The 23,767-nt window shown below is 69.5% G+C and carries 19 protein-coding genes; 11 read left to right on the top strand and 8 right to left on the bottom strand.

Annotation, left to right across the window (positions count from 1 at the left end):
* Nucleotides 1-84: 84 nt before the first annotated feature.
* Nucleotides 85-336 (bottom strand): hypothetical protein, encoded by a 252-nt coding sequence (locus tag OV090_RS19320; RefSeq protein WP_267705293.1) that lies wholly within the window; start codon nucleotides 334-336, stop codon nucleotides 85-87.
* 871 nt (nucleotides 337-1,207) lie between these two features.
* Between OV090_RS19320 and OV090_RS19315 the strand changes: the two genes are divergently transcribed.
* Complete coding sequence (locus OV090_RS19315; protein WP_267705292.1) at nucleotides 1,208-1,912, top strand: SUMF1/EgtB/PvdO family nonheme iron enzyme; 705 nt, start codon at nucleotides 1,208-1,210, stop codon at nucleotides 1,910-1,912.
* 16 nt (nucleotides 1,913-1,928) lie between these two features.
* Here OV090_RS19315 and OV090_RS19310 read toward each other — a convergent pair whose 3' ends face one another.
* Entirely contained in the window at nucleotides 1,929-2,810 is an 882-nt protein-coding gene (locus tag OV090_RS19310; RefSeq protein ID WP_267705291.1) for a CHAT domain-containing protein, read from the bottom strand.
* Complete coding sequence (locus OV090_RS19305; RefSeq protein ID WP_267705290.1) at nucleotides 2,807-3,676, bottom strand: hypothetical protein; 870 nt, start codon at nucleotides 3,674-3,676, stop codon at nucleotides 2,807-2,809. Before OV090_RS19305 ends, OV090_RS19310 begins: the two co-directional genes overlap by 4 nt.
* Before the next feature lie 15 nt (nucleotides 3,677-3,691).
* On the opposite strand from OV090_RS19305, the gene OV090_RS19300 reads away from it, so the two are divergent.
* The 3 genes from OV090_RS19300 (at nucleotide 3,692) to OV090_RS19290 (ending at nucleotide 8,606) form a co-directional block, all read left to right on the top strand.
* Nucleotides 3,692-7,396 carry a serine/threonine-protein kinase gene (locus OV090_RS19300; protein WP_267705289.1) on the top strand — a complete coding sequence of 1,235 codons (3,705 nt, stop codon included), beginning with the start codon at nucleotides 3,692-3,694 and terminating at the stop codon, nucleotides 7,394-7,396.
* Between the two features lie 85 nt (nucleotides 7,397-7,481).
* Complete coding sequence (locus OV090_RS19295; protein ID WP_267705288.1) at nucleotides 7,482-7,838, top strand: hypothetical protein; 357 nt, start codon at nucleotides 7,482-7,484, stop codon at nucleotides 7,836-7,838.
* A gap of 99 nt (nucleotides 7,839-7,937) precedes the next feature.
* Nucleotides 7,938-8,606: a sigma-70 family RNA polymerase sigma factor gene (locus OV090_RS19290; RefSeq protein WP_267705286.1), complete on the top strand. Its 669-nt coding sequence runs from the start codon at nucleotides 7,938-7,940 to the stop codon at nucleotides 8,604-8,606.
* 1 nt (nucleotide 8,607) lies between these two features.
* On the opposite strand, the gene OV090_RS19285 is transcribed toward OV090_RS19290, so the two are convergent.
* Complete coding sequence (locus tag OV090_RS19285) at nucleotides 8,608-9,348, bottom strand: head GIN domain-containing protein (RefSeq protein ID WP_267705284.1); 741 nt, start codon at nucleotides 9,346-9,348, stop codon at nucleotides 8,608-8,610.
* A 242-nt stretch (nucleotides 9,349-9,590) separates the two neighbouring features.
* Here OV090_RS19285 and OV090_RS19280 point away from each other — a divergent pair, with 242 nt between their 5' ends.
* The gene (locus OV090_RS19280; RefSeq protein WP_267705282.1) at nucleotides 9,591-11,171 is read left to right on the top strand and encodes a bifunctional 3-(3-hydroxy-phenyl)propionate/3-hydroxycinnamic acid hydroxylase; all 1,581 of its coding nucleotides are present in this window, start codon (nucleotides 9,591-9,593) and stop codon (nucleotides 11,169-11,171) included.
* A gap of 86 nt (nucleotides 11,172-11,257) precedes the next feature.
* Here the strand turns inward: OV090_RS19280 and OV090_RS19275 are convergent, their stop codons facing one another.
* Nucleotides 11,258-12,109, bottom strand: coding sequence for a universal stress protein (locus OV090_RS19275; protein ID WP_267705280.1), 852 nt, complete (start codon nucleotides 12,107-12,109; stop codon nucleotides 11,258-11,260).
* Nucleotides 12,110-12,271: 162 nt separating this feature from the next.
* On the opposite strand from OV090_RS19275, the gene OV090_RS19270 reads away from it, so the two are divergent.
* Nucleotides 12,272-12,748: a hypothetical protein gene (locus tag OV090_RS19270; RefSeq protein WP_267705278.1), complete on the top strand. Its 477-nt coding sequence runs from the start codon at nucleotides 12,272-12,274 to the stop codon at nucleotides 12,746-12,748.
* A gap of 6 nt (nucleotides 12,749-12,754) precedes the next feature.
* Here OV090_RS19270 and OV090_RS19265 read toward each other — a convergent pair whose 3' ends face one another.
* The gene (locus OV090_RS19265) at nucleotides 12,755-14,422 is read right to left on the bottom strand and encodes a protoglobin domain-containing protein (protein ID WP_267705275.1); all 1,668 of its coding nucleotides are present in this window, start codon (nucleotides 14,420-14,422) and stop codon (nucleotides 12,755-12,757) included.
* Nucleotides 14,423-14,669: 247 nt separating this feature from the next.
* On the opposite strand from OV090_RS19265, the gene OV090_RS19260 reads away from it, so the two are divergent.
* The 5 genes from OV090_RS19260 to OV090_RS19240 all read left to right on the top strand — a co-directional run bounded on the left by OV090_RS19260 (nucleotide 14,670) and on the right by OV090_RS19240 (nucleotide 19,013).
* Nucleotides 14,670-15,308, top strand: a complete 639-nt coding sequence (locus OV090_RS19260; RefSeq protein ID WP_267705273.1) for a DUF47 family protein — start codon at nucleotides 14,670-14,672, stop codon at nucleotides 15,306-15,308.
* Nucleotides 15,301-16,341 carry an inorganic phosphate transporter gene (locus tag OV090_RS19255; RefSeq protein WP_346660370.1) on the top strand — a complete coding sequence of 347 codons (1,041 nt, stop codon included), beginning with the start codon at nucleotides 15,301-15,303 and terminating at the stop codon, nucleotides 16,339-16,341. Before OV090_RS19260 ends, OV090_RS19255 begins: the two co-directional genes overlap by 8 nt.
* Before the next feature lie 112 nt (nucleotides 16,342-16,453).
* On the top strand, nucleotides 16,454-17,263 hold the full coding sequence (locus OV090_RS19250; protein ID WP_267705271.1) for a tRNA(His) guanylyltransferase Thg1 family protein: 810 nt from the start codon (nucleotides 16,454-16,456) through the stop codon (nucleotides 17,261-17,263).
* A 36-nt stretch (nucleotides 17,264-17,299) separates the two neighbouring features.
* Nucleotides 17,300-18,205 (top strand): ADP-ribosylglycohydrolase family protein, encoded by a 906-nt coding sequence (locus OV090_RS19245; protein ID WP_346660369.1) that lies wholly within the window; start codon nucleotides 17,300-17,302, stop codon nucleotides 18,203-18,205.
* A 415-nt stretch (nucleotides 18,206-18,620) separates the two neighbouring features.
* A complete protein-coding gene (locus OV090_RS19240; RefSeq protein ID WP_267705269.1) occupies nucleotides 18,621-19,013 on the top strand; it encodes a hypothetical protein in 393 nt (130 codons plus the stop codon).
* 201 nt (nucleotides 19,014-19,214) lie between these two features.
* On the opposite strand, the gene OV090_RS19235 is transcribed toward OV090_RS19240, so the two are convergent.
* Both OV090_RS19235 and OV090_RS19230 read right to left on the bottom strand, forming a co-directional pair.
* Entirely contained in the window at nucleotides 19,215-22,970 is a 3,756-nt protein-coding gene (locus tag OV090_RS19235; RefSeq protein WP_267705268.1) for an RHS repeat-associated core domain-containing protein, read from the bottom strand.
* A gap of 400 nt (nucleotides 22,971-23,370) precedes the next feature.
* Nucleotides 23,371-23,745, bottom strand: coding sequence for a hypothetical protein (locus OV090_RS19230; protein WP_267705267.1), 375 nt, complete (start codon nucleotides 23,743-23,745; stop codon nucleotides 23,371-23,373).
* Nucleotides 23,746-23,767 lie beyond the last annotated feature (22 nt).

Genomic DNA, 23,767 nt, shown 5'->3' with positions numbered 1-23,767 from the left:
CGGCGAGGAAGATGTCCCCGGAGACAGGTGTCGTGAATGAAGGCTCGCCGCCCGGCGGGCGGCGAGGCCGGTGGTCATCGCCGCTCAGCCGCGGAAGCCCGACGACGGGCTGCGCCGCCGGCGGACGTCCTTCGACATGGGCTGCCGGCTCGAGGCCGGCTCGCGCCGGCGCTCGGACTTGGCAGGCGCGGCGCCCGGACGCGCGGCCGGGGCGCCGCCGAGGCTCCAGGAGAGCGGGCCGGTGTGCTCGCGCGCGGGCCGCGGCGCCGGGTCGGGCTGCGGTTCGGGGTTGGTGAGGTCGGGGTTGGACTTGGGAGCGAAGGAGAGTCGGGGCATGGTCGCGATCCTACGAGCCTGTCCGAAAGGACAGGCGTGACGAGCCCGCGCGCCGGCTGCGGGAAATGGGGACATGACGACGCGGCCCGGCGCGCGCCCCTCAGCGGGCGCGACGGACGACGAGGTTCCGCGGTCGCGTGATTCACCGGAGGGTGAATCCGCGGCTCCGCGGCCTCGCGCGGCGCACAGGCGCTCGCGCGAGATCCATCGTCCTCCGAGTACCGAAAACCCCGGCGTGCCGAAGAATGGTCGCAGGCGCGACCCGTACCGCTCGTTGGCGCAATGGCCGCAGAGCGGGAGAAATCGACACTAGCCGCGGCTGGCGACCCAGTGAGGGCGCCGCGTCGGTGTGCTCGAAGACTCGCGGATCAGATACGCATGGCTGACCCCATCGCTGGGGCCGAGACGACATTACTCGCGGCCCGTGGGGCTGTCAAGGCGCGGACCGCAGCGAGCCGAACCGGAACGCGTGTCGCTCGCGGGCCCTTCCGTCACGCGCCGGCGCGTGAGTGAACACTGCCATTCTAAAGGGCGATCGCCGTGACCGATCATGGCTCGCCCGGGCACCTCGGGATCAGGACTTTGCGAGGAGGACCGAATGGCCAGCGTCAGCGATCGATTCAGGGCAGGTGAGGCGTGAGCGGCGAGTCGGGGTACGGCTTCGACGGTGACACGAACGGAGCTTCGTCTTCGGACCGAGAGGTGCGAGTGATCTCGCCGCGGCGAATGCACGTGTTCTTCGCCGGTCGCGGGACGTATTGGAGGTAGCGCTGCCCACATGAGTCACCTGCACATCGGGCCAGGTCGGCATCGTCGCTGGTCGCTCCGCTGGCGCTCGTGATAGAGTCCGGGCGCTGGTGGAGGGATGCCGATGACGATCTGGTGGATCGTACTCCGGGCGCTGACGATGGGCTGGATGCCGCCGCAAATCGACGAGTTCCGCGACGAATACAACCGACCGCTGCCGGAGCGCCGGGCGAAGCCGGTCAAGCGGAGCGTGGCGGAGCCGTGTAAGCCGGGCATGGCGCGGATCGAGGGCGGGCGATTCGCGTCGGGGCAGATCGAGGCGTTCTGCCTCGACACGCACGAGGTCACGGTGGGGGCGTTTCACGCGTACGTGCAGCGGCTCGAATCGGGGGAGGGCGACCGGCTGCAGCGGCGAGTCGGGCACGTGAGCGCTTCGGAGGCGATCGGCGAGGTGCATTGCACGTGGTCGCGGCGCGAGCGGGCGCCGCAACGGCCGATGAACTGCGTGGCGATCGACGAGGCGGCGGAGTTCTGCGAGTTCCACGGCAAGCGGCTGCCGAAGGAGATCGAGTGGAAGTGGGCGGCCCGCGGGGGGGTCGCGGCCTACAAGTATCCGGGGACGAATCACAAGCCGTCGGCGGAGTGCCTCAACATGTTGCAGGCGGCCGACGACCGCTACGGCGAGCTGCGCGACGTCGGTTCGTACGCGCCGACGCCGTCGGGCCTCTACGACCTGGCGGGCAGCGTGCGGGGTGATCGCGGTGGTCTCGGCGACTCCTGCATCGCTCGCAACAAGACCTGCCGGAAGGGGCCGAGCCGTGCCTGTTGATCGCTGCCTTCTATTATTAGAAGAGGCGGTAGCGGTGCGGGTCGACGTCGTTGCGCACCGTGAGCTGCGGGAGGTGGTCCGCGGCGAGGTTGTGGACCATGAGGGCGGCGCGGGCGGTGTCGAAGGCGGTGGCGAGGCTGTCGCGCTGCGCGAGGGCGCGGTAGAGCTGGACTGCGAATTGGCGGGCGGCCTCGTCGGGGACCTCGCCGCGCATGCCGACGACGGCGTCGACGTGGGGGCGCAGGGCGTTGGCGAGGATGGCGCTGTAGCAGCAGTTGAGGACGACGAGGCGCGGGCGCCACGGCCGGGCGGCGATCAGCTTGGCCAGGGCCGCGGGCGCGACGGGATGGGCGCCGCCGTCGGCGGTCTGCAGCAGCAGCGCGCCGCTCGTGCCGCCGTGGCCGGCGAAGTGGAGGATATCGGGCGAGGCGTCGACCAGGGTGTCGAGCAGGTCGTCGGGGCCGGCGCCCCAGGTCGACTGGAAGCGGAAGCGGGCGGCGGTCCCGCGCAGCTTGTCCTCGATGCTCTTGGCCTCCTCCGCGAGGCGCAGCGGAGGCAAGATCTGCGGGTTCGCGGCGACGAACGCGATGAGCAGCCGGGTCGAATCGGAGGCGGGAGTGCTCGCGTCGGCGGCCTGGAAGTGACGGCGGAGCTTGTCGATGTCCGGGCGGAAGCGCGGGCGCTCGCGCTCGAGCAGGGCGAACAGCTCGGCGTCGATCAGGCCCTGACGCTGCAGGGCGTTGCACAAATGCATGCACAGCTCGGCGTGCGACAGCGAGTCACCGGGCAGCTGCGGGCTGACGCCTTCCCAGTGGTAGAGGGCGAGTTGCCGCAGCTCGGAGCTGCTGAAGCGGTCGAGCAGGAATTGATGCAGCGGGTAGATCGACGGTTTGTTCATGACAGCGGGGCGGCGGCCAGGACGGTGAAGGCGAAGACCTCGACGCAGGTCCCGTCGTCACCTCGGTTCGGGGTGCCGGTGGGGCGGGGTGACTCGAAGCTCCACAGCGCCTGTCGGTGCGGGGTGGCGACGACGACGAGGCGCTCGTGGCGACGCTCGTCGGGGGCGAGCGGGCGGCGCGGGAGGACGACGCCGCGGGGGACGCGGGTGAAGGGGCGGGCGCCGAGGACGTGGGTGGTGTGCGGCGGGAGCTCGATGCCCATCGACTCGGAGCGGGACAGCAGCGCGGCCTCGCCGTCGTCGGCGAGCCAGAACACGCTGACGAAGCGGCGGGCGTCGGCGGCGTTCTCGAGGCGGACGAAGATCGCAGAGGTGTCGGGGAGCTCGGCGCCGCGGGGTGATAGAGGTTCGCACGCGCCTGCGTGCACGCGGCCCCAGCTGGCTCTTATGGTGAGGGCGCCGAGGTTGCCGGCGCCGAGGTGTTGCAGACGCGCGCTGCGGGCCAATCGTGGGAGGACGGCGAGGGCGCTGGGGAGGTCACTCGCGGGCAGGGGGGCGCAGGCGTCGGCGGGGTGGATGACGATCGCGGTGTCGCTGCACTCGAGGGTGGCGAGGGCGTTGGCGGCGGAGGGGTGGATGTCCCAGCCTGCTCGTTGCAGGGCGGGCGCGGTGGTGTGCGCGGCCGGGCCGGTGAGGACGACGCCGCCGTGGCCGCGGAGGCGCAGCGGGAGGGCGTACGTGGCTGGTTCGAGGGACAGGCGGGGATGGTCGGGGTCGAGAGGCGAGGGGGCGCGGTGCGGGGCGGAATGGGCTGTCCCGAGGGACATGTCGCTGCGGGCGGTGATACCGTCTGTCCCGAGGGACATGTCGGAGCCGCGCGGATGCAGGACGGCGTGGTCCGGGGCGAGGTCGTCGACGTGACACACTCGATTTTCATTAAGAAGGGTGTCGACGAGGAAGAGGTCGCCGCGGCGCACGCCGTGCTGCTGGCCGGCTTCGAGGATGATGCGGTCGCCGTCGCGTCGGACGGGGACGGCGCCGGGCGGCAGGGCCTCGGCGAGGCTGAAGACCCGGCGCCGGACCGGGCCGGACAGGCGCGGCTGCTGCCGCAGGCCGGCGAGGACGAGGCGGCGCTCGATGCCGGCGAACAGGGCGACCCACGAGGGGGCGTCGCCGGCCGCGAGCTCGGCGAGCAAGGCGGAGGTGAGGGCGCTGCGCTCGTCGGGCGCCCAGGCGCGGCCGTTGATGCCGGCGGCCGCGAGCCGGACGACGTCGGGGTGCGCCTCGACGTCGAGCGCGTCGATCTCCGGCTGATGGGCGGCGCGCCAGGCGAAGAAGGCGGCCAGCCGACGGTCGCCGATGGCGTCGTCGCAGCCGTCGCCGCGGACCAGAGCGCCCGAGTGGCAACAATCGAGGATCGCCGTGACGTTGCGGGTCTTGCCGGCCAGACGCGCGCACCACAGCGAGAGCTCGAGGTCGAAGAGGGCGTCATCGGTGGCGATGAAGTAAGACAGGCGGGCAGGGCCGGGGCAGGCGGCCCGAGGGTCGTGCTCGCTGTTGACGAAGGCGCTGCCGTGGCCGGTGAGGTAGAGGAGCACGGGGTCGTCGGCGGTGCAGCGATCGACCAGCGCGGCGAGAGCCCGGCGAACGGCGGGCAAGGTGGCGCGCGGAAGGACGATGGGCTCGCCGCCGCGAGCACGCACGAGGCCGGCCATCCCCGCGAGGTCGGTGTCGACGCCCGCGAGCCCCTGCGTGGGAGCGCCGATCAGGAGGGCCTGCACGAGACGAAGATAGCACGGGGGGCCGGTCCACCGGCGAGCTTTCGCGCCGACGAATCGGTGGTGATCGATCGGCCGAGTTCCGAGCACTACGATCACAGCATGTCCACCGACAGCGCCGACGGGTCCGCCAGGCCCCCGAGCCACATCGAGGCCGAGCTCGCGGGGACGCTGCGGGCGCTGGGGCTGGCGGGCAGCCGTTCAGGGGACCCGCCGGTGTCTTCGGATGCGCCGCGGGAGCTGGAGCGTGGGACGAAGATCGATCGATTCGTGGTCCTCAGGCACATCGGGGCCGGCGGGCAGGCCGATGTGTATGAGGTCGACGACGACAAGCTCGAGCGCAAGGTGGCGTTGAAGCTGATCCACCTCGGGCCTGAGCATCGCAAGGCGGTGCAGAACGCCCGGCTTTTGCGTGAGGCGAAGGCGTTGGCGAAGCTCGAGCATCCGAACGTGGTCCGCGTGCACGACGCCGGGACGTTCCAGGGCGCGGCGTACCTGGTGATGGAGATCAAGCCGGGCGAGTCGCTGCGCGAATGGCTCATGAAGCAGCGGCGGCGCTGGCCGGAGATCCTCGAGAAATTCGTGGCGGCCGGCCGCGGGCTGCACGCTGCTCACCAGCAGGGGATCGTTCACCGCGACTTCAAGCCCGACAACGTTTTCATCGACAAGCACGTCGGCGCGGTGCTCGGGGACTTCGGGCTCGCGTTCGTGGCCGACGAGCCTGTGAGCAATTCGGGGGAGACTCAGTCGGAGTCGGGCGTCGCCAGTGAGACTCGGCTGCCGCTCACGGAAGATGGGCACCGCCTGGGCACGCCAGGGTATATCGCGCCGGAGTGTGAACGCGGCGGACGTGCGACGGCCCGAAGTGATCAGTACAGCTTCTGCGTCTCGTTGTACGAGGCGCTGTTCGGCAGACTGCCGCGGCCTGGGGTCGAGCTGCGGACGCGCCGTTGGGACGGCCAGCCGTTGGCATCGCTGGTGCGGGCGCTGCGGCGCGGGCTGGCGGAAGATCCTGCGGCGCGGTTCGCCGACGTGGAGGCGCTGCTGGCGGCGTTGACCGCACGCCCGCGGCGATGGCTGACGATCGCCGCCAGTGCGGCCGCGGTCGCCGTGATCCTCGGCGGAGCCTGGGCGGCGTACGCGGCGGGCCCCGATCCCTGCGTGACCGAAGGCGAGGAGCAGGTCGCGGCCGTCTGGAATGAGTCTCGCAACGCGGCAGCCGCCGTCGCCGCCGTCGAGCTGCCGTTCGCCGAGCGGGCCAGTGATTCGCTGCAGACTTTCGCCGACAGTTACGGCGAGCGCTGGCGCGACGCCCACACGGCGATGTGTGCCGCCCCGAGCGAGGCGAAGAGGACATGTCTCGATCGCCATCTCAAGCGATTCGACGAATTATTAAAAATGTACGCCGAGCCCGATCCGGAGGGCGTCACGCGTCTGATCGAGGTCCTCGGCAGCCTCGACGAGCCGGCGGAGTGCGGGCGGCCCGACGCGCCGATGCAGGCGGACACGCCGGAGTGGTTGCGCGACTTCCTCGACCGGCTGGAGCTGCAGGTCGTCGCGGGCGACTTCGCAAGGGCGACCGCCAACGTCGCCGTGGCGCTGGACGCCAGCCATGGGTACCCGGCGGCGCATGCCCGGGCGCTCCATCTCTCGGGCTGGCTCGACGCGTCCTCCGCTTCGTCTCGGGCGGCGATCGATCAGCTGGAAGAAGCGGCCAAGCAGGCGGCAAAGGTCGGCGACTTCGACACCTTCGCACGTGCGGCGACCTACCAGCTCAAGAGTCTGGTCAACGACCTGGGTGAGCACGACGAGGCGGCCCAGAAGGCCACGTATATCCAGACGACGATGGCGCGGGTGCCAGCGGAATCGCCGATACGTCGCCGTTTCGACGCTGAGTTCGCGGAAGCCGAGGGGCTGCGGCTGGAGGCGCAGAGCGACCACGAGCGCGCGGTGGCCCATCACAGTGCAGCGCTCGCGCTGCGCGAGGCCCTGCTGGGCGAAGCGCACCCGACGACCGCGAAGTCGCAGCACAGCCTCGGCGTGAGCCGCTCCGTTCATTCTCAAAAGTCGACCGGCCGCGAGCGCGACGCGCAGTTCGACATGGCCCGCGAGCACCTCGTCGCCGCCGTGCAGATCCGCGGGTCTCAGCTCGGGGAGGCGCACCCGCAGACGATCGAGAGCGTGGCGGCCCTGGCCGAGGCCGAATGCACGTACATGCGGGACTTTCTCAAGCAAGATTCTCGCGCGCTCGACGACTGTCTCGCCGACCTCGAGCTGGCGCGCGACCTCTACCGCGACAGCGAGTGGGATCGGCGGGCGTTCCACCGTCGCAGCCTGGCATACGCCAACTTTGCGATGGACGTGGGGTGCCGTGAATGCGCCGAGCGCTCGGTCGACGAGGTGTTCGCAGGCATGGAGACTCTGTCGGAGATCGATCCGCGCGAGCGCGCCGATGCGTGGGCGCTGCGCGCCAAGATCGCGTTCGACCGCAAGGACTTCGCGGCGGCGCAGACCGCGTTCGTCGCCGGGGCGGACGTACTCGAGGCTGCCGGCGATCGTGGCGAGACCTACTCGGAGCAGCTCGGAAACGCGGCGGCGTCAGCGGTCGAACTCGAGCGCCCCGGCCTCGCAGCTCAGCTGCTCCTGGAGCGGCGCGCGAACTTCCAGGACGCGGGCTGCCGCGATCGCAAGGACTTCGCCGGTACCCTCGACTGGATCGCCGACACGCTGGACGAGGAGGTCGAGCTCCACCCACGGACCCCCGAGCTGCGGCGAGCCGCGGCCGAGCTCCGCGGCAATTGTCGATAGTTCGCAGTCTCTCCAAGCCGACTCGTTTCCGTCTATTCACAGCACCCTCGAATCATTCGTAGCCCTCTCTCAGCAAGGACGCAACATGACCACCGCACCGACCACATTCAACGTGATCTTCACCGCTCCCGGCAACCCCGACCTGAACGAGGACCAGGCCACGCTGTCGTTCGCCAGCACCGCCTCGAACCAGCTCGAGGTCGCCTGCGGGACCTTCGTCTATGTGCAGCATCCGGCGGGGCACACCCTCCGGCTCGAGTCGCCGGCATGGGAGAGCAACAGCACCAGCCAGCACCTGTCGTTCCTGCTGCCCGACCGCGAGACCGAGACGATCTTCGTCCTGGTCGCCGAGACGACGGGCACGGCGGCGACCATCCGGGTCAACACCAAGAGGGAGCCGACCAAGCCCGACCCCGTGCGGCGCGTCGCCTTCGGGGTCTAGCGGCCCCCGCGAGAAAAAATTCAGACCGGAGGTGATCGTTCGCCCCCGGCCGGCGCACCACGCTCCTGGACGGCCTCCGCGTCGTCCAGGAGCTGCGCGATGCTCGCAACGACGACACCCGAGACCCGAACCCCCGTGGCCGACGACGACCGCCCCCTCTTCGACGCCTGGTGCGCCGGCGATCTGCGCGCCGGCAACGTCCTGGCCAAGCGCCACTACGCCCGGCTGCGGCGGTTCTTCCTCAGCAAGGACGAGTCGCACTACCAGGACCTCACCAACCGGACCTTCCTCGAGTGCATCAAGTCGCGGCAGAACTTCCGCGGCGAGTGCAGCTTCCGCGGCTACCTGTTCGCGATCGCCTATCGCGTCCTCTGTCGCCACCTGCAGGAGCGCAAGCGCAAGGACTTCGAGTCGTTCGACCCGGAGGTGCACGCAGTCGTCGACACCGGCCTGCCGGCGATGTCCTCGTACGTGTTCGCCAACCAGCAGGCGCGCATGCTGTTCGAGTGTCTGCGGCGGCTCACCATCAACGCCCAGACGGTGCTCGAGCTGCGCTACTGGGCCGACCTCACGGAGCCGGAGATCCAGGAGGTGCTCAAGCTGAAGTCGCGCGAGACGGTGGCCGGGCGCCTGCGCGTGGCCAAAGAGGCGCTGCGGCGCGAGTGGGCGCGGGTGCAGCCCGGGCAGGTGCTGCAGGACGCCGACTTCGACGCGTGGATGCGGGAGATCCGCCAGCACGTCGACGACAAGAACCCGAAGAAGCTGTGAGTCAGTGGAAGACGACCCGGCCGGAGCCGGTGGTGTGGGTGTGGCGGTCGTCGGGCGAGCCCCACACGTGAATGTCGCCGGAGCCGGTCAGCTCGGCGTCGACGAGCTCGCTGGCGTGGAGCTCGACGCCGCCGGAGCCGGTGCTGCGGGCCTGGGCGGTCTCGGCCAGCAGCTCGCGGGCATGGATGCCGCCGGAGCCGGTGCTGACGAACGCGACGTCGCCGATCGTGCCGGCCAGGTGGACGCTGCCGGAGCCGGTCGAGGTCACGTCGGCGTGCGTCACCGCCAGCGCCTCGACGGTGATCGAGCCCGAGCCCTCCTGGTGGATCTCGGTCAGCTCGGTGGCGTCGCCGAGCGTGCGGATCTCGCCGGAGCCGCTGTTCTGCACCGCGCGCAGGTGCTCGACCTCGACCTCGACGCGGCAGCCGGCGCGCGGGCGGAGCCCGTACAGGCCCGCCCGGTCGATGCGCAGCACCCCATTTTTGACCACGGTCTCGACGCGATCCAGGAGGTTGGCGTCGCACACCACGCGCACCTCGTCGCCCTCGCCGAGGGTGATCTCGACGTCGAGCGCGCTGTCGTTGACGACCGCGTCGAAGCCGGCGAGCGAGCGCTCGTCGACCGCGAGCTCGCCGTCGCCGATGGCCACGAAGCAGCCCCCGGCGACCAGCGCGAACGGGAGCACCAGCAGGGCGGCGAGGCGGGAGCGGAGACACGGGCGGCAGGCGAGGCGGAGCAGCATGGCGATGCAACACCGCGCGGGCCGAGGAGTGTCACCGGCGTCGCGGCGGGCGAAACCGCGCGATTGACGGGCGGTCAATGACCATAGATCGCCCGGCGGCCGGTCGCGGCAATGCGGGGCTCGCGGCATTGGTGGCAGCCGCACGAATCATGACAGTCGGTTCGGTCGTCGGCCGTCGTGAGGAAAAACCTGCGGGCTCGACGGATGCGAGGTTCTCGGGGATGATGCGGCGCCCTCGCGCCATGACCGGAGCTCCCGCCGTCGAGTGTGATGTCGCCATCGTCGGTTGCGGGCCCGTGGGCGCGGTGGCGGCCAACTTCCTCGGCATGGCGGGGCTGTCGTGCGTGGTGCTGGAGCGCGAGGTGGGCGAGCACGGCCAGCCGCGGGCGTTCAGCTGCGACGACGAGGCGCTGCGGATCTACCAGCAGATCGGCCTGGTCGACCGCCTGCTGGCGGACATGGTCACTGCGGACCAGGTCGACTACACGGGCGTGGCCGGGCGACAGTTCGCGCAGATCCGGTTCGGCCGCGTCGACTTCGGCTCGGGCTACAGCCCGCTGCACTTCTTTCACCAGCCGACGCTCGAGGCGACCCTGCGCGCGGGCATGCGTCGCTTCCCGACGGTGTCGCTGCGCCTCGGCTGCGCGGTGACGGGGCTGCGGGCCGACGCCGAGGCGGTGACGCTGTCGCTGCGCGGGGCGACGGGGCCCGCGACTCTGACCGCCCGCTACGTGCTCGGCTGCGACGGGGCGCGCAGCACGATCCGCCGGCTGCTCGGGGTCTCGATGCACGGCGCCCGCTGCGACGAGCCGTGGCTGGCGATCTCGGGCGTCGCCGAGCCGGGGGCGCTGCGAGTGGCCAACACCCGCTTCGTGTGCGACCCGGCGCGGCCGGCCTTCGTCAGCCTTGGGCCGGCCGGCGGGGTCCGCATCGAGAGCAGGATCCTCCGCGGCGAAGATCCGGCAGCGCTCGAGCGGCCCGAGGCGGTGCGCAGGTTCGTGGCCCCGTTCGTCGACCCCGACCGCTATCGCATCACCCGCGCGGTGACCTATCGCTTCGGCAAGCACGTGGCCGAGCGCTGGCAGGTCGGCCGCGTGTTCCTGCTCGGCGACGCGGCCCACCAGATGCCGCCGTTCATGGGCCAGGGGCTGTGCTCGGGCCTGCGCGACGTCGCCAACCTGACGTGGAAGCTGGCTGCAGTGCTGACCGGGGCCGCCGACCCGAAGCTGCTGGCGACCTACGAGGTCGAGCGACGGGCGCACACGCAGGCGATGATCGACCTCAGCGCGCGCATGGGCCAGGTGTTTCTGACTGTCGCGCCGCGCCTGGCGGCCGCCCGCGACGCGGTGCTCCGCGCGCTGCAGCGGGTCGCGCGGATCCGCCGCTTCATCGGCGATCTCGAGTTCAAGCCGCCGCCGCTGCACCGCACCGGCTTCATCGCCGGCGGTCGCAGGCCGCGTAACGGGGCCCAGGGCACCTGGTTCCCGCAGATCGGCGGCGAGGCCGGCCGCTCCGACGAGCTCCTCGGGCCGGGCTTCGCGGTCGTCGGGCTCGAGGTCGACCCGCGAACAGTCGATCGAGACGGCCTTCTACAAAACTTGCGCCCGCGCTTCGTCCGCGTGCGTGCGGCCGCCGGCGCGAGCGAGCCGGGGCTCGTCGACGTGGTCGACGCGAGCGGCCGGCTGACGGCGTGGTTCCGCCGCCACCGCGCAGCGCTGGCGATCGTCCGACCCGATCGCCACGTGTTCGCCGGCGGTCCGGCGCACGCGGCGGCCAGCCTCGGCCGCGCGCTGGCCGACGCGCTGCGCGACCCGCCGGGTTGATGCGTTGCGTGTGAACTTCCGGACATGCCCTCGAGACCATGTTTCTGAGGGCATGCCTTTAAAAACATGTCCTCGGGCACATGCCGTCAGTCGCGTGGCGGGACCACTGCGACGGGGCAGGCGGCGAGGCCGGCCAGGGCGGAGGCGGTGCTGCTGAGGAAGAAGCGAGCTGGGAGGCCGAGGCGGCGCGAGCCGACGACCACGAGGGCGGCGTCGCGGGCCTCGGCGAGGTCGGCGAGCTCGAGCACCGGGTCGCCGTGGCGGATGTGTCGCGGCGCCGCCGCGAGGCCCTGCGCGGACGCCCAGCGCTCGGTGTCCTGCGCGACCTCGGCGCGGTAGGCGTCGCGCGCCCGCTGCCACACCGGGTCGCGGATCTCGTCGTCCTCTTCGTAAAAATCTTCGCCGACGTGGACGACCTCGAGGTCGCGGCCGAGGCGAGCGGCGAGGTCGCGGGCGAACCCGACTGCCTCGTCGCTGGCGGGCCCGAGGTCGGTGGCGAGGAGGATCGGGCCGGCGGCGACGCGGACGAGCGTGGGCGGGACGACGACCACCGGCGCGGGCAGCTGGCGCAGCAGTCGGCGCGCGACCGGACCGAGGCGGGACAGGGCGCGACGCGGGTGCGCGGCGACGCGGCCGACGATCAGGCCGGACGAGCCGAAAGCCATGCGTGCGAGCCCGGCCTCGGCGGTCTCGGCCTCCTCGCTGACGATCCGCTCGGGCGGTCGGCAGCCGAGCGCCTGCGCCGCGCGAGCCGCCGCGCTGCGCAGGTCGGCCTCGATGTCGCCGCGGATGTAGGGCCGACTCCACGCCTCGAGCACGTAGGCGCCGACCACCGATTCGCCGGCGGCGCCGAGCCAGCCGGCGAACGCGAGGGCGCCGCGGCTGCGGTCGCGCAGGTCGAGGGCGACGATCCATGAGCTTGCTGTCGACGATGTCATCGCTGGGCTTGCCGCTCAGCTTATCACGCGACCCGCGGCGGCGGAGCGAGGTCGTGACATTGCGGCGACGTGTGATCGATCGGGGACGCTCGGATCGGGTGACGTCGCGACGCGCAGGAGTTTCGTGGTCGCGGAACCACGAACATCTCACCATGAATGGGTATGTCGATCCTCGCCCGCTCCGCCGCTGTCCTGCTCGCTCTGGCCGCCTGCGACATGATCCACGTCCACGAGGAGTCGCCGCCGAAGCTCGAGGAGAGCAAGCACAACGCCAGCGGCGACCGCGGCGGGCTGTCCGCCTGTTATGACGATTGCGCGGCCCAGGGGCTCGACGCCGGCGACACGGCCAGCTGCCGTCGCAACTGCGAGATGGCCTTCAAGGTCGCGGCGACGGCCGTCGACGCGGCCTTCGACGCGGCCGCCAGTTGCCTGCACGAGTGCGGTGATTCGCGGCGGTGCGCCAGGCGGTGCAAGCGACGGGCGCGGGCCGCCGACCCGGCGGTGACCGACGAATCGCTCGCCCGGCTGTCGGGCTGCGTCGACGCCTGTCACGCCGATCGACAGCTCGGCGACGGCGATCGCTGGACCTGCGTCCGCAACTGCGCGCAGTCGGCCAAGCACGGCGAGCCGCCGCAGTGACGCGGCTCAGCGCCGCCGCGGGCTGTCGAGCGGGGCGAGCGGGAGGGCCACGCGGAACAGCGAGCGTCCGGGCGCGCTGTCGACGTCGATCGTGCCGCCGTGGTCGGTGACGATGCGATGGGTGATCGACAGGCCGAGGCCGGTGCCCTGCGGCTTGCTCGAGTAGAAGGCGTCGAAGATCGGCGTGTCGGGGGCGACGCCGGGGCCGTCGTCCTCGACCTCGAGGGTGACCGTGCGCGGCTGACGACGGGCACGCACGACCACGTTGCCGCCGCCGTTCGGCGCCAGCGCCTCGATCGCGTTGCAGGCGAGGTTGAGCAGCACCTGCTCGAGCTTGGCGCGGTCGGCCCGCAGCTCGATGGGGGCGATCGGCACGTCGAGGCGCACGAGGACCTGGCCCTCGCCGGCCTGCGCGGCCACCAGCTCTGCGACGCGCTCGAGCAGTGGTTGCACGCACACCGACTCGAGCCGGAGCGGACGCGGGCGGGCGAACTCGAGGAACTCGGTGACGAGCGCGCCCAGGCGCTTCATCTCGTCGCCGACGACGGTCACCGACTCGAACACGCGCGGGCTGGTGTCGCCGCGGCGGAGCGCGCGCTCGAGGCGGGTGAGGTGGAGCTGCGCGCCGTTGAGGGGGTTGCGGATCTCGTGGGCCAGGCCGGCGGCGAGGGTGCCGATCGCGGCGAGCTTCTCCTGCTGCTGGGTGCGGGCGAGCAAAGCAGTCTCGTCGGTGGAGTCGATGCCGAGGGCGAACACCGCGACCTCGTCGCCCTCCGCGGGCGCGTAGGTGAGGCGCCAGCGGACCACGCGCGTGCGGCCGCTGCGGGTCTGCACGGTCGTCTCGAGCGGGGGCTCGTCGTCGTCGCCGCCGGCGCGCGCCTCGGGGCTCGTGCGGTGGAGCTCGGCGAAGCGCGCCAACTGTTCGCGCAGGCGCAGGCCGTCGCCGCGGTCGTCGATGTGCAGCGCCGCGACGAACGAGCGCCCGAGCACCTCGTCGCGCTGGTGGCCGGTGGCGCGCTCGGCCTCGCGGTTGAACAGGCGCACGCAGCCGTCGACGTCGAGCCCGAGGATCAGCACGCGCGCCAGCTCGACCGCGTTGATGTAGCGGTGCTCGGTCCGCGCCAGCGAGCGCCCGAGCGCCTGCTTCTCGAGCCGCTCGACCTGCTGGATGCGAGCGACGAAGTCGTCGCGGTAGCTCTCGAGCATGATCGCCAGCTCGAGGTCGAGGAGCCGCGACACTGCGGCCACGGTGCGCGGGCCGTCGCTCGGCGAGGCCTCGGCGATCGCCACCAGCGAGCCGCGGATCCGCGCCATCGCGGTGAACATGTAGCGCTGCGGCAGGCCGACCTTGACGTGGACGCGGCCGATCGTGACGATGTCCTGGTAGTAGGCCTCGTCGTAGACGCCGCCGAACAGGCGCCCGAGCCAGCGGATCAGCGAGCGGTGCAGGCGGGCGATCTGGGCCTCGCCGGTGAACACCGCGTGGGCCTCCTCGTGCAGACGGATCCGCTCGTAGAACTCGCGGGCGATCCGCTCGAAGTGCGGCTCGGCCAGCTCGTGCGCGGCCCGCAGATATTCGGCGTCCTCGGCGGTGAAGCCGATGTAGCGCTTGAGCTCCTCGAACCGCGTCTCGAGGGTCTGCATCGCCAGGGCCCGGAGTCCTCGGATGTACACGCGACGATCGAGGCCGACAAGCGCGCTGCCGGTGCGTCGCGCTCGCGGCGCTGCCGGTCTCGGAGACGATCGCCGCGTGGTGGTACCTCACGCGGCGACGTCAGGGCCGCCGTGCACGAGCAGCGGCGGCCCTCTACCCGCTCGCTGTGACGGACGTGTTACAGGCGCGTCGCCGGTGCGCAAAATGCGCGAGCAAGCGATGGACTCGCCGGCAGAGGCCGGCTAGGTTCGCGCGCGGAGAAGCACCATGGCTCTGCAGGACGTCATTCGTTGGCTCCTTCCGCGGGAGGATGTGTTTTACGGGCTCATCGAGCGCCAGAGCGAGCTGCTCGAGCAGGCGGCCCGTGCGCTCGCCGACTTCGCGCGCGGCGTGCCGGCCGAGCGGGTGCGCGAGACCGTGCAGGAGCTCGAGCACCAGGCGGACGCGATCGTCTACGAGATCGAGGAGCAGCTGGCGCGAGTGTTCGTGACGCCGATCGACCGCGAGGACATCCAGCTGCTCGCGGCGTCGATCGACGACATCGTCGACCTGATCAACCTGACCGGCCGCACCTTCGAGCTGTACGCGGTGCCCGAGCCGTCGCCGCCGATGATCGAGCTGATGAACATCCTGGTGGTGATGGCCGAGCTGCTCAAGGCCGAGCTGCCGGCGCTGCGGCGCCACGAGTACGCCAAGCTGATCGCGGTCGGCCGGGTGATCAAGCAGCACGAGAAAGAGGCCGACCGGATCTTCCGCAACGCCGTCGGGCAGCTGTTCCACGACCCGGCGATCGACGCCAAGGTATTGCTGCGCGACAAGGAGGTCCTGGAGGACCTCGAGAAGGCGATCGACAAGTGCGAGACGGTGGCCGAGCGGCTCAAGAACCTGGCGGTGAAGCATGGTTAGCATGCTGACGCTGCTGATCCTGGTGATCGTGGTCGCGCTGGTGTTCGACTACATCAACGGCTTCCACGACGCCGCCAACGCGATCGCCACAGTCGTCTCGACCGGCGTGCTGCCGGTCCGCACCGCGGTCATCCTCGCCGGCATCCTCAACTTCATCGGCGCGATCACGGGCACCGCGGTGGCCAAGACGATCGCCTCCGGCTTCGCCGAGCCGATGATCGTCACCCAGGTGGTGGTGCTGGCGGCGCTGATCGGCGCCTGCATCTGGAACCTGCTGACGTGGTGGTACGGCATCCCGTCGAGCTCGTCGCACGCGCTGATCGGCGGGCTCGCCGGCGCAGTGGTGGCCCACGCCGGAATCTCGGCCTTCAACTGGGGCACGCTGACCGGCAAGGTGCTGATCCCGCTGGTGCTGTCGCCGCTGGCGGGCTTCACGATCGCGTTCCTGTTCATGATCGCGCTGCTGTGGATCGTGCGGGCGTTCAAGCCGGTGACGGTCCAGCGCAGCTCACGGCGGCTGCAGCTGATCTCGGCCTGCATGATGGCGTTCTCGCACGGCTCCAACGACGCCCAGAAGGCGATGGGCATCATCACCCTCGCGCTGGTGTCGTTCATGGCCGCCGGCTACACCGGCCTGCCGGAGTCGATGCTGCCGGTCGACAAGGGCGTGCCGACGTGGGTGGTGTTCTCGTGCGCGGCGGCGATCGGCCTCGGCACGATGGCGGGCGGCAAGCGCATCATCAAGACGATGGGCGCGAAGATCATCCGCATCACGCCGCTCCAGGGCTTCGCCGCCGAGACGGCCGGCACCGCGACGATCCTCACCGCCAGCGCGATGGGCGTGCCGGTGTCGACGACGCACTGCATCAGCGCGTGCATCATGGGCGTCGGCGCGAGCAAGCGCCTGTCCGCGGTCCGCTGGGGCGTGGCCGGCAACATCGTGCTGGCGTGGGTGCTGACGATCCCGGCGAGCGCCGGCTTCGCGTTCCTGTCGCTGCTCGGCCTGCGCGCGCTCTTCGGCGACAACGCCTGAGCTGAAGTTTTAAAGAAGTGTGGATTGAGGCGGGTCCGCGCGCAGGCGCGCGGGGCCGCCTCCTCGACTGTCTGGGTCGCCCGTGCGAGCCTCCTCTTGAGCAGGAGGCGACATGACGGACGATCTCGGGGACCGGATGAAGATGTACGAGATGGCAGAGGCGGGCAGGAAGTGCATGCCGCTGCTGCCGATCGTCGCTCGCATCGACGGTCGGTCGTTTTCAAAATTCACGCACGGGCTCGAGCGGCCGTTCGATCGCCGGCTGTCGCAGCTGATGATCGAGACCGTGAAATTCCTGTTGCGCGAGACCAACGCGGTATGCGGCTACACGCAGTCCGATGAAATTACGCTGGCCTGGTACACGCCGACGTTCGACAGCCAGATCATCTTCGACGGGCGTATTTCGAAATTGGTGTCGGTGCTGGCGAGCCTGACGACCGCGTATTTTAATAAGAGACTGCCGGAGTTCTTGCCGGGCGAGTACGGCGAGAAGCTGCCGCACTTCGACGCGCGGGTGTGGAACTTGCCGTCGCTCGAGGAGGCGGCAAATACGTTCCTGTGGCGCGAGTTCGATGCGGTCAAGAACTCGGTAGCGATGGCGGCGCGGGCGTATTATAGTCACAAGCAGCTCGACAACAAGAACGGCGCCGAGATGCAGGCGATGCTGCGCGAGAAGGGGGTCGAGTGGAACGAGTATCCGGACTTCTTCAAGCGCGGGACGTACGTGCAGCGGCGCAAGAGCGTGCGCAAGTTCGACGCGGAGGAGCTGGAAAAGCTGCCGCCGATGCACGAGGCGCGGAGGAACCCGGAGTTGATGATCGAGCGGACGGACTACGTGGCGCTGGAGCTGCCTCCGCTCGGGAAGGTTCGCAATCGCGTGGCGGTGCTGTTCGAAGGGGCGGAGCCCGAAGCCGTCGGATAGGGTGACAGCGGTGGCGGCGAGGCGTAGGATGCGGGGATGGCCTCGTTGCCCGCCGATCATGAGGTAAGGATGTCTCGCGCCCGCCTGTCCCTCGCCGGACTGTCGGTGGGAGATGCCCTCGGGGAGCGCTTCTTCGGCCGCGACTTGGTGGTCGAGCGGGCGATCGCCGAGCGCGCCGAGCCGCCAGGGCCGTGGAGCTGGACCGACGACACGGCGATGGCGCTGTCGATCGTGACGACGCTCGAGCGGTTCGGAGACATCGACGCGGATTTCCTCGCGCGAGCGTTCGCGCGGCGCTACGAGCTCGAGCCGCAGCGCGGGTACGGCGGGACGGCGCACGAGATTCTGGCGGATATCGCGTCTGGCAAGCCGTGGCGCGAGGTGTCGGGGGCCGTGTTCGGCGGGGAAGGATCGATGGGCAACGGGGCAGCGATGCGCGTGGCGCCGGTCGGGGCTTACTTCGCCGATGATCTGGAGCGAGCGATCGCGGCGGCCAGGGCCTCGGCGTTGCCGACCCACGCGAACCCGGACGCGCAGGCTGGGGCGATCGCGGTCGCGGTAGCTGCAGCGCTGGCGTGGCAGATGCGCGAGGCGCCGGACGGGGAGCGGCTGCTGGCGACGGTGGTGGAGCACACGCCCGAGGGGCTCACGCGGCACGGGCTGGTGCAGGCGATCGAGCTGCGCGCGCAAGGAGTGCCGTGTGCGGTGGCGGCGAAGCGGCTCGGGAGCGGGTACCGCGTGTTGGCGTGGGATACGGTGCCGTTCGCGTTGCTTTGCGCTTCGCGGCATTTAAAAAGTTATGAGGAGGGGTTCTGGGAGACGGTGGCGGGGCTCGGGGATCGCGATACGACGTGCGCGATGGTCGGCGGGGTGGTGGCGATGAGCGTGGGGGAGGCGGGGATTCCGGGGCGGTGGGTGGAGTCGCGCGAGGCGCTGCTTTGAGGCGGGCGTTGGCGGCGTCGACGGGGAGGCCCAGTCGCTGCAAGTCCCCCCGTCGTACTGGTTCCGGTCGCTTCGCTCGTCGCGGGTTCGGTCTCGCCGCTGCCCTCACCGGTGCTGTTGTAACTGCTGGTGGTTCCCGAACTGGGGGGTGGTCCGTGTCGCCGGTCGCGTCCGGTATCTCGGACGTACCGCAACTCAGGAGGCAAACGGCCGCGGTGATCCAGGCCGGGAGCGCGGATGGGAAGGACGGGAAGGGGTTGCCTGGGATGAGCGGGCGCATGGTGTTGCCGTTGGCGGCGACGGCCTGGCGGTTGCCGTTCGGGTCGGTGACCAACGCCTCGGTCGAAAGTGCGCCCCTCGCCCCCTGTTTGTCTAGTAAGGATGGGGCACTCAGCCAATCTCACGGAGAACTCTCATGGAGTCAAAGCCCCTTGACCATCTCGTTACCGAGTTCGCTTGGACGCGCTATCAAATCGTGGACGTAAGTGCTTACGAAGACGGTTCATTGACCATCGCCGTTTTCGACCCATCGTCCTTCGAGGTTAGCATGTTGGGTGAGATCGTTAATATTCGGCTACCGCTGTGCTTTCGAGCCGAGATCCGATTTCCACTCGGACCAGTGGGTGAGATCCTTGTCGAACGTGAGATCCCCGAGGCTTTCCTCGCGGACGTTCCGAGCGATGACTTGACCCCCGAAGAGCGAAACGAACTCCGTTTTTTGAGGATGGTCGACAGAGAGGGGCGAACCATGCTCGCCGCCGTCGCCGACGGATACACGTGGTCCGCAACGGAGGCCCGAGCCTACTAAGACTCATCCTCCGGATCCGCGGCAACAGCTCGCTGCTCGCCTTCGGCGCGTCGAATCCCGCCCAGGGCACCGGTCATGCCGGGGCCCTGAAAAGGAGACGGGGTTGATCTGCGATCACTTGCGCCTCTGGGTTTTGTGGTCGCGGTTGTAGTAGCGAGGCGGCCATGTGCCCACCGGTTACAGCGCCGATGAAACCACCGATCAGGCCACCCGCAAGCACCCCCAAGGGCCCCCCGCAGCTCCGAGTTGCGCCCCGACTTCGGCACCGGCAAGGCCACCCACCCACGCGCTCGACTCCTCCATGATTACGTCGCCGCGCTGCTCGGTCGGAGCAGAGGCAATTCTCATTACGGATGAGTAGGCCCCAAATGCGAGAAGGGGCGGGCCGAGACCACGGGCTACATGCCTGGCCGCCTCGCCTGAGCGCTCCGCGCGGAGGCTTCGGACTTCGGACAGCGCTTTCGGCGGAACGTGCTCGATCGCATGCGTCTCCTTCCATTTATCGGCGTACTCCAGCGCCTTGTCTGCTGCCGCCATAGTGCGGAGCGGACGATCTGCCTTGGTCTTCGACGGCGCCGCGTCGACCTGCGCTTGGTAATCGGCCCGGACCGTCGAGAGGTCTGCATGGATTTTTTCTGGGCCTCGGAACTCAACGCCTAGCGCCTCGGCGTGCGGCACATTGACGCGAACCACCCCTGCTGGAGCGCGTCCTACATCGACCAGAGACTGCGCGTTCGCAGGGGTTCCGGCGAGCGAAATTCTATTCGTCCCATGCCCATGCAGGATGGGCGATTTCTCTGCTTTATACCATCGCATGTGCTCGAATGTCATTGTCTTTGGCGACAGGGGCGCCGTAAGTGGACGAACTGTAGTGAGCCCCCCGGTACGCCATCCCGCATCCCGCATGGGAAGCGCTCGCCAGAGGAACTTCGGTCCCCGCATCGCTCCGAACGCTGGAGCTCCAACCTCGGCCCCAGACTTGTCGCTCGACCTGGCGCGACTCGGCCTACCAAAGCTCACTTGAAGGCCAAGTCCAGGGGCCGCTGTCGTCCCTGTCAAGCGAACCTGATTTGGCTCGCCTCGGTCGACAAGCCCTTTTGGTACCTCTTGCTCGGGATCTGGTGGCGCAGTACCGCTAGCAGGTCGCTGAAAAATGGCGACGGAGCCCGCGAAGCCGCCCCACTCATCATCGAGAAGTGCCCTGCGCGGCCGAATTCGGCCATGTTCTGTCCGAATGGACATGCCGATTTGGGCCGGCCGGGACTTTTTCAGCAACCTGCTAGGGTCCTTCAGCGTTGCAGGATTATCATGGGTGTACCAGTACCGGTTCACCCCGTCGCCGAGGCCGATGGGGTCGGCGGCCGTCCATCTCGCTAGCCAGGGCGCATAGTAGCGCGCACCGTGGTACGCGAGACCGGTCTCTTCGTCGCGCTCCTGGCCGGTGTAGCGGTAGCGCTTGGCGCTCACTTCGATGGCGCTGTTGGCGGCGCGGTAGCTGCTGGTGCCGTAGGGGTGGAACTCCTCGTAGGAAATGACCTCGGCGACGTCGTCGAGCTCGAGGTTCGCGGTGCCGAGGTGGTTGGAGTACTGGTAGCGGGCGATGTTCGCCGGGGTGACGACGGGCGCGCCGGCGTCGACGGTCTTGGTCTCGATGAGGCAGACGCGGCCGTGGTCGTCGTGGACGTGGAGGGTCTCGCGCTCGAGGTCGAGGTCGTTCGTCGTGTTGATGTTCTTGTGTTCGCGGTAGGTCTCCCAGCCGCCGAAGTAGAGGCGCTGCTTGCTGGTGGTGCCGGACAGGTTGACGGTGACCTTGCGGACCCGCTGGCCGGCGCCGTCGTAGACGTAGTACACGGTGCCCCCGCCGACGTGACTGGTGCTTTGCAGTCGATCGTCGTCGTCCCAGGTGAGGCCCCCGGGGATCTGGGCGATGGTGATCATGTTGCCGTGTTCGTCGTAGTCGTAGAAGCCCGTGTAGGACTGGGGATCGTCGACGTCGTCGCCGGGGACGTTGGTGTACTGGAGGCGGTTGCCCGCGGTAGCGTAGAGGTATCCCCGGCGCCACGCCACCTGCTCGACGTTGCCGACGATGACCCTGTGGGCCATCTCTCGGATGTTGCCGACCGAGTCGTAGGTGTAGAGCTGCTTGTAGAGGCGTTGGGCCTGGGTGTCCTGCGGGTGCGCGATCGGCGTGAAGCCCGCGGGAGTGGGCTTGGCGAGAGCGTCGTGCTCGCGGCCGGTGGCCTCGATGAGGCGGTAGGTCGGGTCGTAGCGGAACTTCTGGGTCGGATCGACGTAGGCGTTGTCGAAGAAGACACCCTGCTGAGCCTGGTCGCGGATCTGGGCGATGTTGCCCGAGGGATCGTAGTGGTAGCGCAGGTCCTGGACCGTGCGCAGGCCGGCGTAGGTGGGCGGGCGCTCGGTGTGAATGCGAGTGACGCGGAAGTTGTTCGGGTCGTACTCGTAATCGGTGGTCGAGCCGTTGCCGTACTCGATGAGGAGGCGCTGGCCGCGGGCGTTGTAGTCGATGTTGGTGACGATGTCCGTGGCCGTGAGGGCGCCGCGCACGTTGACTGCGACGGACTGCAGCATGCCGCCGAGGCCGAAGGTCTGGGTGGTGACGCTGGCGTCGGGCGTGGTCTGGGTGCGGACGCGGCTCAGGGCGTCGTAGGTCCAGGACGTCGTGAAGGTCTCGCCCTCGAGCAGGGGCGCGGCGGCGGCGTGGATGAGGGCGGGATCGGTCTCGGTGGCGAGGTCGATCCAGTCGGGCGTGGTCTTGTAGGCTTCGGCGAGGCCGCGCTCGGTGGCGAGGAGGTTGCCCTTGAAGTCGTAGGCGAGGCTGGTGAGGACGCCGGCGCTGTCGTAGACGCGGTAGACCTGGCCGAGGTGGTTGGTGTCGTCGGCGCTGACTCCGAGGCTCTCGCCGTAGACGATGCGCTGCTGTAGAACCTCGGGGTCGGCCGCGTGCTTGAGATAGGCGTGCGTCGGGCGGTTCAGGACGTCGTAGGTCCAGCGGCGGACGTTTTGCCGGTTGTCCCAGGCGCGCAGGGGGTTGCCCAGAACGTTGGGCAGGGCGAGACGGGTGCCGGCGTCGACGCTGTGGGTCTTGAGCTGGAGACCGCCGGGGGCGAAGGTGTTCGTCTCGGCGACGTTGTTGCGGGCGTCCTTGACCTCGAGGGTGTTGCCCTCGATGTCGAGCTTGGTGCGGGTCTCGAACTTCTGCGGGACGTCGTTCTCGTCGAGGCCGTTGTCGGCGATGACGAGGAAGGGGCGACCGAGGTTGTCGAGCAGCGTGGTGGTCGGTGTGCTGTCGTGGGGCTCGGCGTGGAGGGCGGCGTACTTCTCGCCGTCGTTGTGCGGCGTGCCGCCGACGAGGGCGTCGCGCTCGGCGTACCAGTCGCTGGCGAGGACGTTGTCGTTGGCGTCGTGGGTGACCTGCTGCCACGGCGTGAAGGACACTTTGAGGAAAGTCCCATCGGGCAGATCGGTGCGGATCATGCGACCGAGCGGGTCGTAGTGGATGAACGGGGTGACGCCCCATTCGACGAGCTCCTGTTCGTCGGTGTACGCAGGGCTCGAGTCGAAGAAGGGCTCGTACTGCTTGACGGGGTTGCCCTTGTTGTCGACGATGACGCGGCCGTTGCCGACCCAGCGCGGGTTCGGGGTGGTGTCCTCGAAGACGAGCTCGCCGCCGTCGAACTCGAGGTCGCCGTTGCCGTTGCGCTTGGGCGCGAGGCCGGGCTCGGCTTGCACCTTCTGCAGGACGACCTGACCGAGGCCGCCGGAGTAGGCGTAGCTGTGCTGGAAGGCCAGGTTGCCGGCGCCGTGGTTCTCGCGGACGATCGTGTGGACCACCGCCGGGATGACCGTGAGGTCGTACTCGATCTCCATGGTCGGGTCGGTCAGGGTGTCGCCGTCGCTGCCGCTGACCTTGCCCATCACGGCCGTCTTGATCACCATGCCGAGGGCGTCGAAGGCGACGGCCTGGCGGTTGCCGTTGGGGTCGGTGACGAGGTCGGGGGCGAGGAGGCGGTAGTCGTTGTGAGGACGCCGGCGCTGTCGTAGACGCGGTAGACCTGGCCGAGGTGGTTGGTGACGTCGGCGCTGACGCCGAGACTCTCGCCGTAGACGATGCGCTGCTGCAGCACCTCGGGGTCGGCCGCGTGCTTGAGATAGGCGTGCGTCGGGCGGGTCAGGACGTCGTAGGTCCAGCGGCGGACGTTTTGTCGGTTGTCCCAGGCCCGCAGGGGGTTGCCCAGAGCTCAACGCTTCCGTGCATGGCACGGCGGCCGACCGGGCGCGGCACCTCGTGGTCTTCGGCTCACGGTGAATTTCTGCCTGTAGATGTGCAGGGCGTCGCCTAGGACACGATCTCGAACCCGAGCTCGCGCGCTCCGATCAGACAACCGAATTCAGCCGGGTAATCTTCGGGGGAGAAGCGAAAGATGTGGTGGCCTTGTTCGACCTGAAATCGCATGTTGATCCGGACCGCGGCTTCGCCCGCGAGGAGCGAGAGCGGAGGGCTCGAAGTGTCCGTCTTCCATTCCATCGGCAGCGAGACGAAGGCGATGCCTTTGAACCAAATCTCGACGTTGTGGTGCACGGTCGTGTCGATGCTGCCAGCGACGACGAGTCGCCCCGGTTGATATTGCAACACCTCGAAGTCGAACCATAGTTGTTTCTGAAGGTAGCTGTTGATCTGGTCGATCGTCCGCTTGGCTTGACCCGAGTCCATCTCGTGACTCCTGTGCGATGGG

The sequence above is a fragment of the Nannocystis sp. RBIL2 genome (assembly GCF_026626745.1).
Classification (GTDB): Bacteria; Myxococcota_A; Polyangia; order Nannocystales; family Nannocystaceae; genus Nannocystis.
Note: the sequence above shows the minus strand (reverse complement) of the source record. Positions and strands in the feature narration are given on the sequence as shown.

What these genes read in the sequence shown, in the direction of transcription:
- OV090_RS19280 (WP_267705282.1), top strand. Translation starts at nt 9,591, where the DNA reads ATGACCGGAGCTCCCGCCGTCGAGTGTGATGTCGCCATCGTCGGTTGC.
- OV090_RS19285 (WP_267705284.1), bottom strand. Translation starts at nt 9,348, where the DNA reads ATGCTGCTCCGCCTCGCCTGCCGCCCGTGTCTCCGCTCCCGCCTCGCC.
- OV090_RS19270 (WP_267705278.1), top strand. Translation starts at nt 12,272, where the DNA reads ATGTCGATCCTCGCCCGCTCCGCCGCTGTCCTGCTCGCTCTGGCCGCC.
- OV090_RS19230 (WP_267705267.1), bottom strand. Translation starts at nt 23,745, where the DNA reads ATGGACTCGGGTCAAGCCAAGCGGACGATCGACCAGATCAACAGCTAC.
- OV090_RS19240 (WP_267705269.1), top strand. Translation starts at nt 18,621, where the DNA reads ATGGAGTCAAAGCCCCTTGACCATCTCGTTACCGAGTTCGCTTGGACG.
- OV090_RS19255 (WP_346660370.1), top strand. Translation starts at nt 15,301, where the DNA reads ATGGTTAGCATGCTGACGCTGCTGATCCTGGTGATCGTGGTCGCGCTG.
- OV090_RS19300 (WP_267705289.1), top strand. Translation starts at nt 3,692, where the DNA reads ATGCAGGACGGCGTGGTCCGGGGCGAGGTCGTCGACGTGACACACTCG.
- OV090_RS19235 (WP_267705268.1), bottom strand. Translation starts at nt 22,970, where the DNA reads ATGGTGATCAAGACGGCCGTGATGGGCAAGGTCAGCGGCAGCGACGGC.
- OV090_RS19275 (WP_267705280.1), bottom strand. Translation starts at nt 12,109, where the DNA reads ATGACATCGTCGACAGCAAGCTCATGGATCGTCGCCCTCGACCTGCGC.
- OV090_RS19290 (WP_267705286.1), top strand. Translation starts at nt 7,938, where the DNA reads ATGCTCGCAACGACGACACCCGAGACCCGAACCCCCGTGGCCGACGAC.
- OV090_RS19250 (WP_267705271.1), top strand. Translation starts at nt 16,454, where the DNA reads ATGACGGACGATCTCGGGGACCGGATGAAGATGTACGAGATGGCAGAG.
- OV090_RS19315 (WP_267705292.1), top strand. Translation starts at nt 1,208, where the DNA reads ATGACGATCTGGTGGATCGTACTCCGGGCGCTGACGATGGGCTGGATG.
- OV090_RS19260 (WP_267705273.1), top strand. Translation starts at nt 14,670, where the DNA reads ATGGCTCTGCAGGACGTCATTCGTTGGCTCCTTCCGCGGGAGGATGTG.
- OV090_RS19310 (WP_267705291.1), bottom strand. Translation starts at nt 2,810, where the DNA reads ATGAACAAACCGTCGATCTACCCGCTGCATCAATTCCTGCTCGACCGC.
- OV090_RS19320 (WP_267705293.1), bottom strand. Translation starts at nt 336, where the DNA reads ATGCCCCGACTCTCCTTCGCTCCCAAGTCCAACCCCGACCTCACCAAC.
- OV090_RS19305 (WP_267705290.1), bottom strand. Translation starts at nt 3,676, where the DNA reads ATGTCCCTCGGGACAGACGGTATCACCGCCCGCAGCGACATGTCCCTC.
- OV090_RS19295 (WP_267705288.1), top strand. Translation starts at nt 7,482, where the DNA reads ATGACCACCGCACCGACCACATTCAACGTGATCTTCACCGCTCCCGGC.
- OV090_RS19245 (WP_346660369.1), top strand. Translation starts at nt 17,300, where the DNA reads ATGGCCTCGTTGCCCGCCGATCATGAGGTAAGGATGTCTCGCGCCCGC.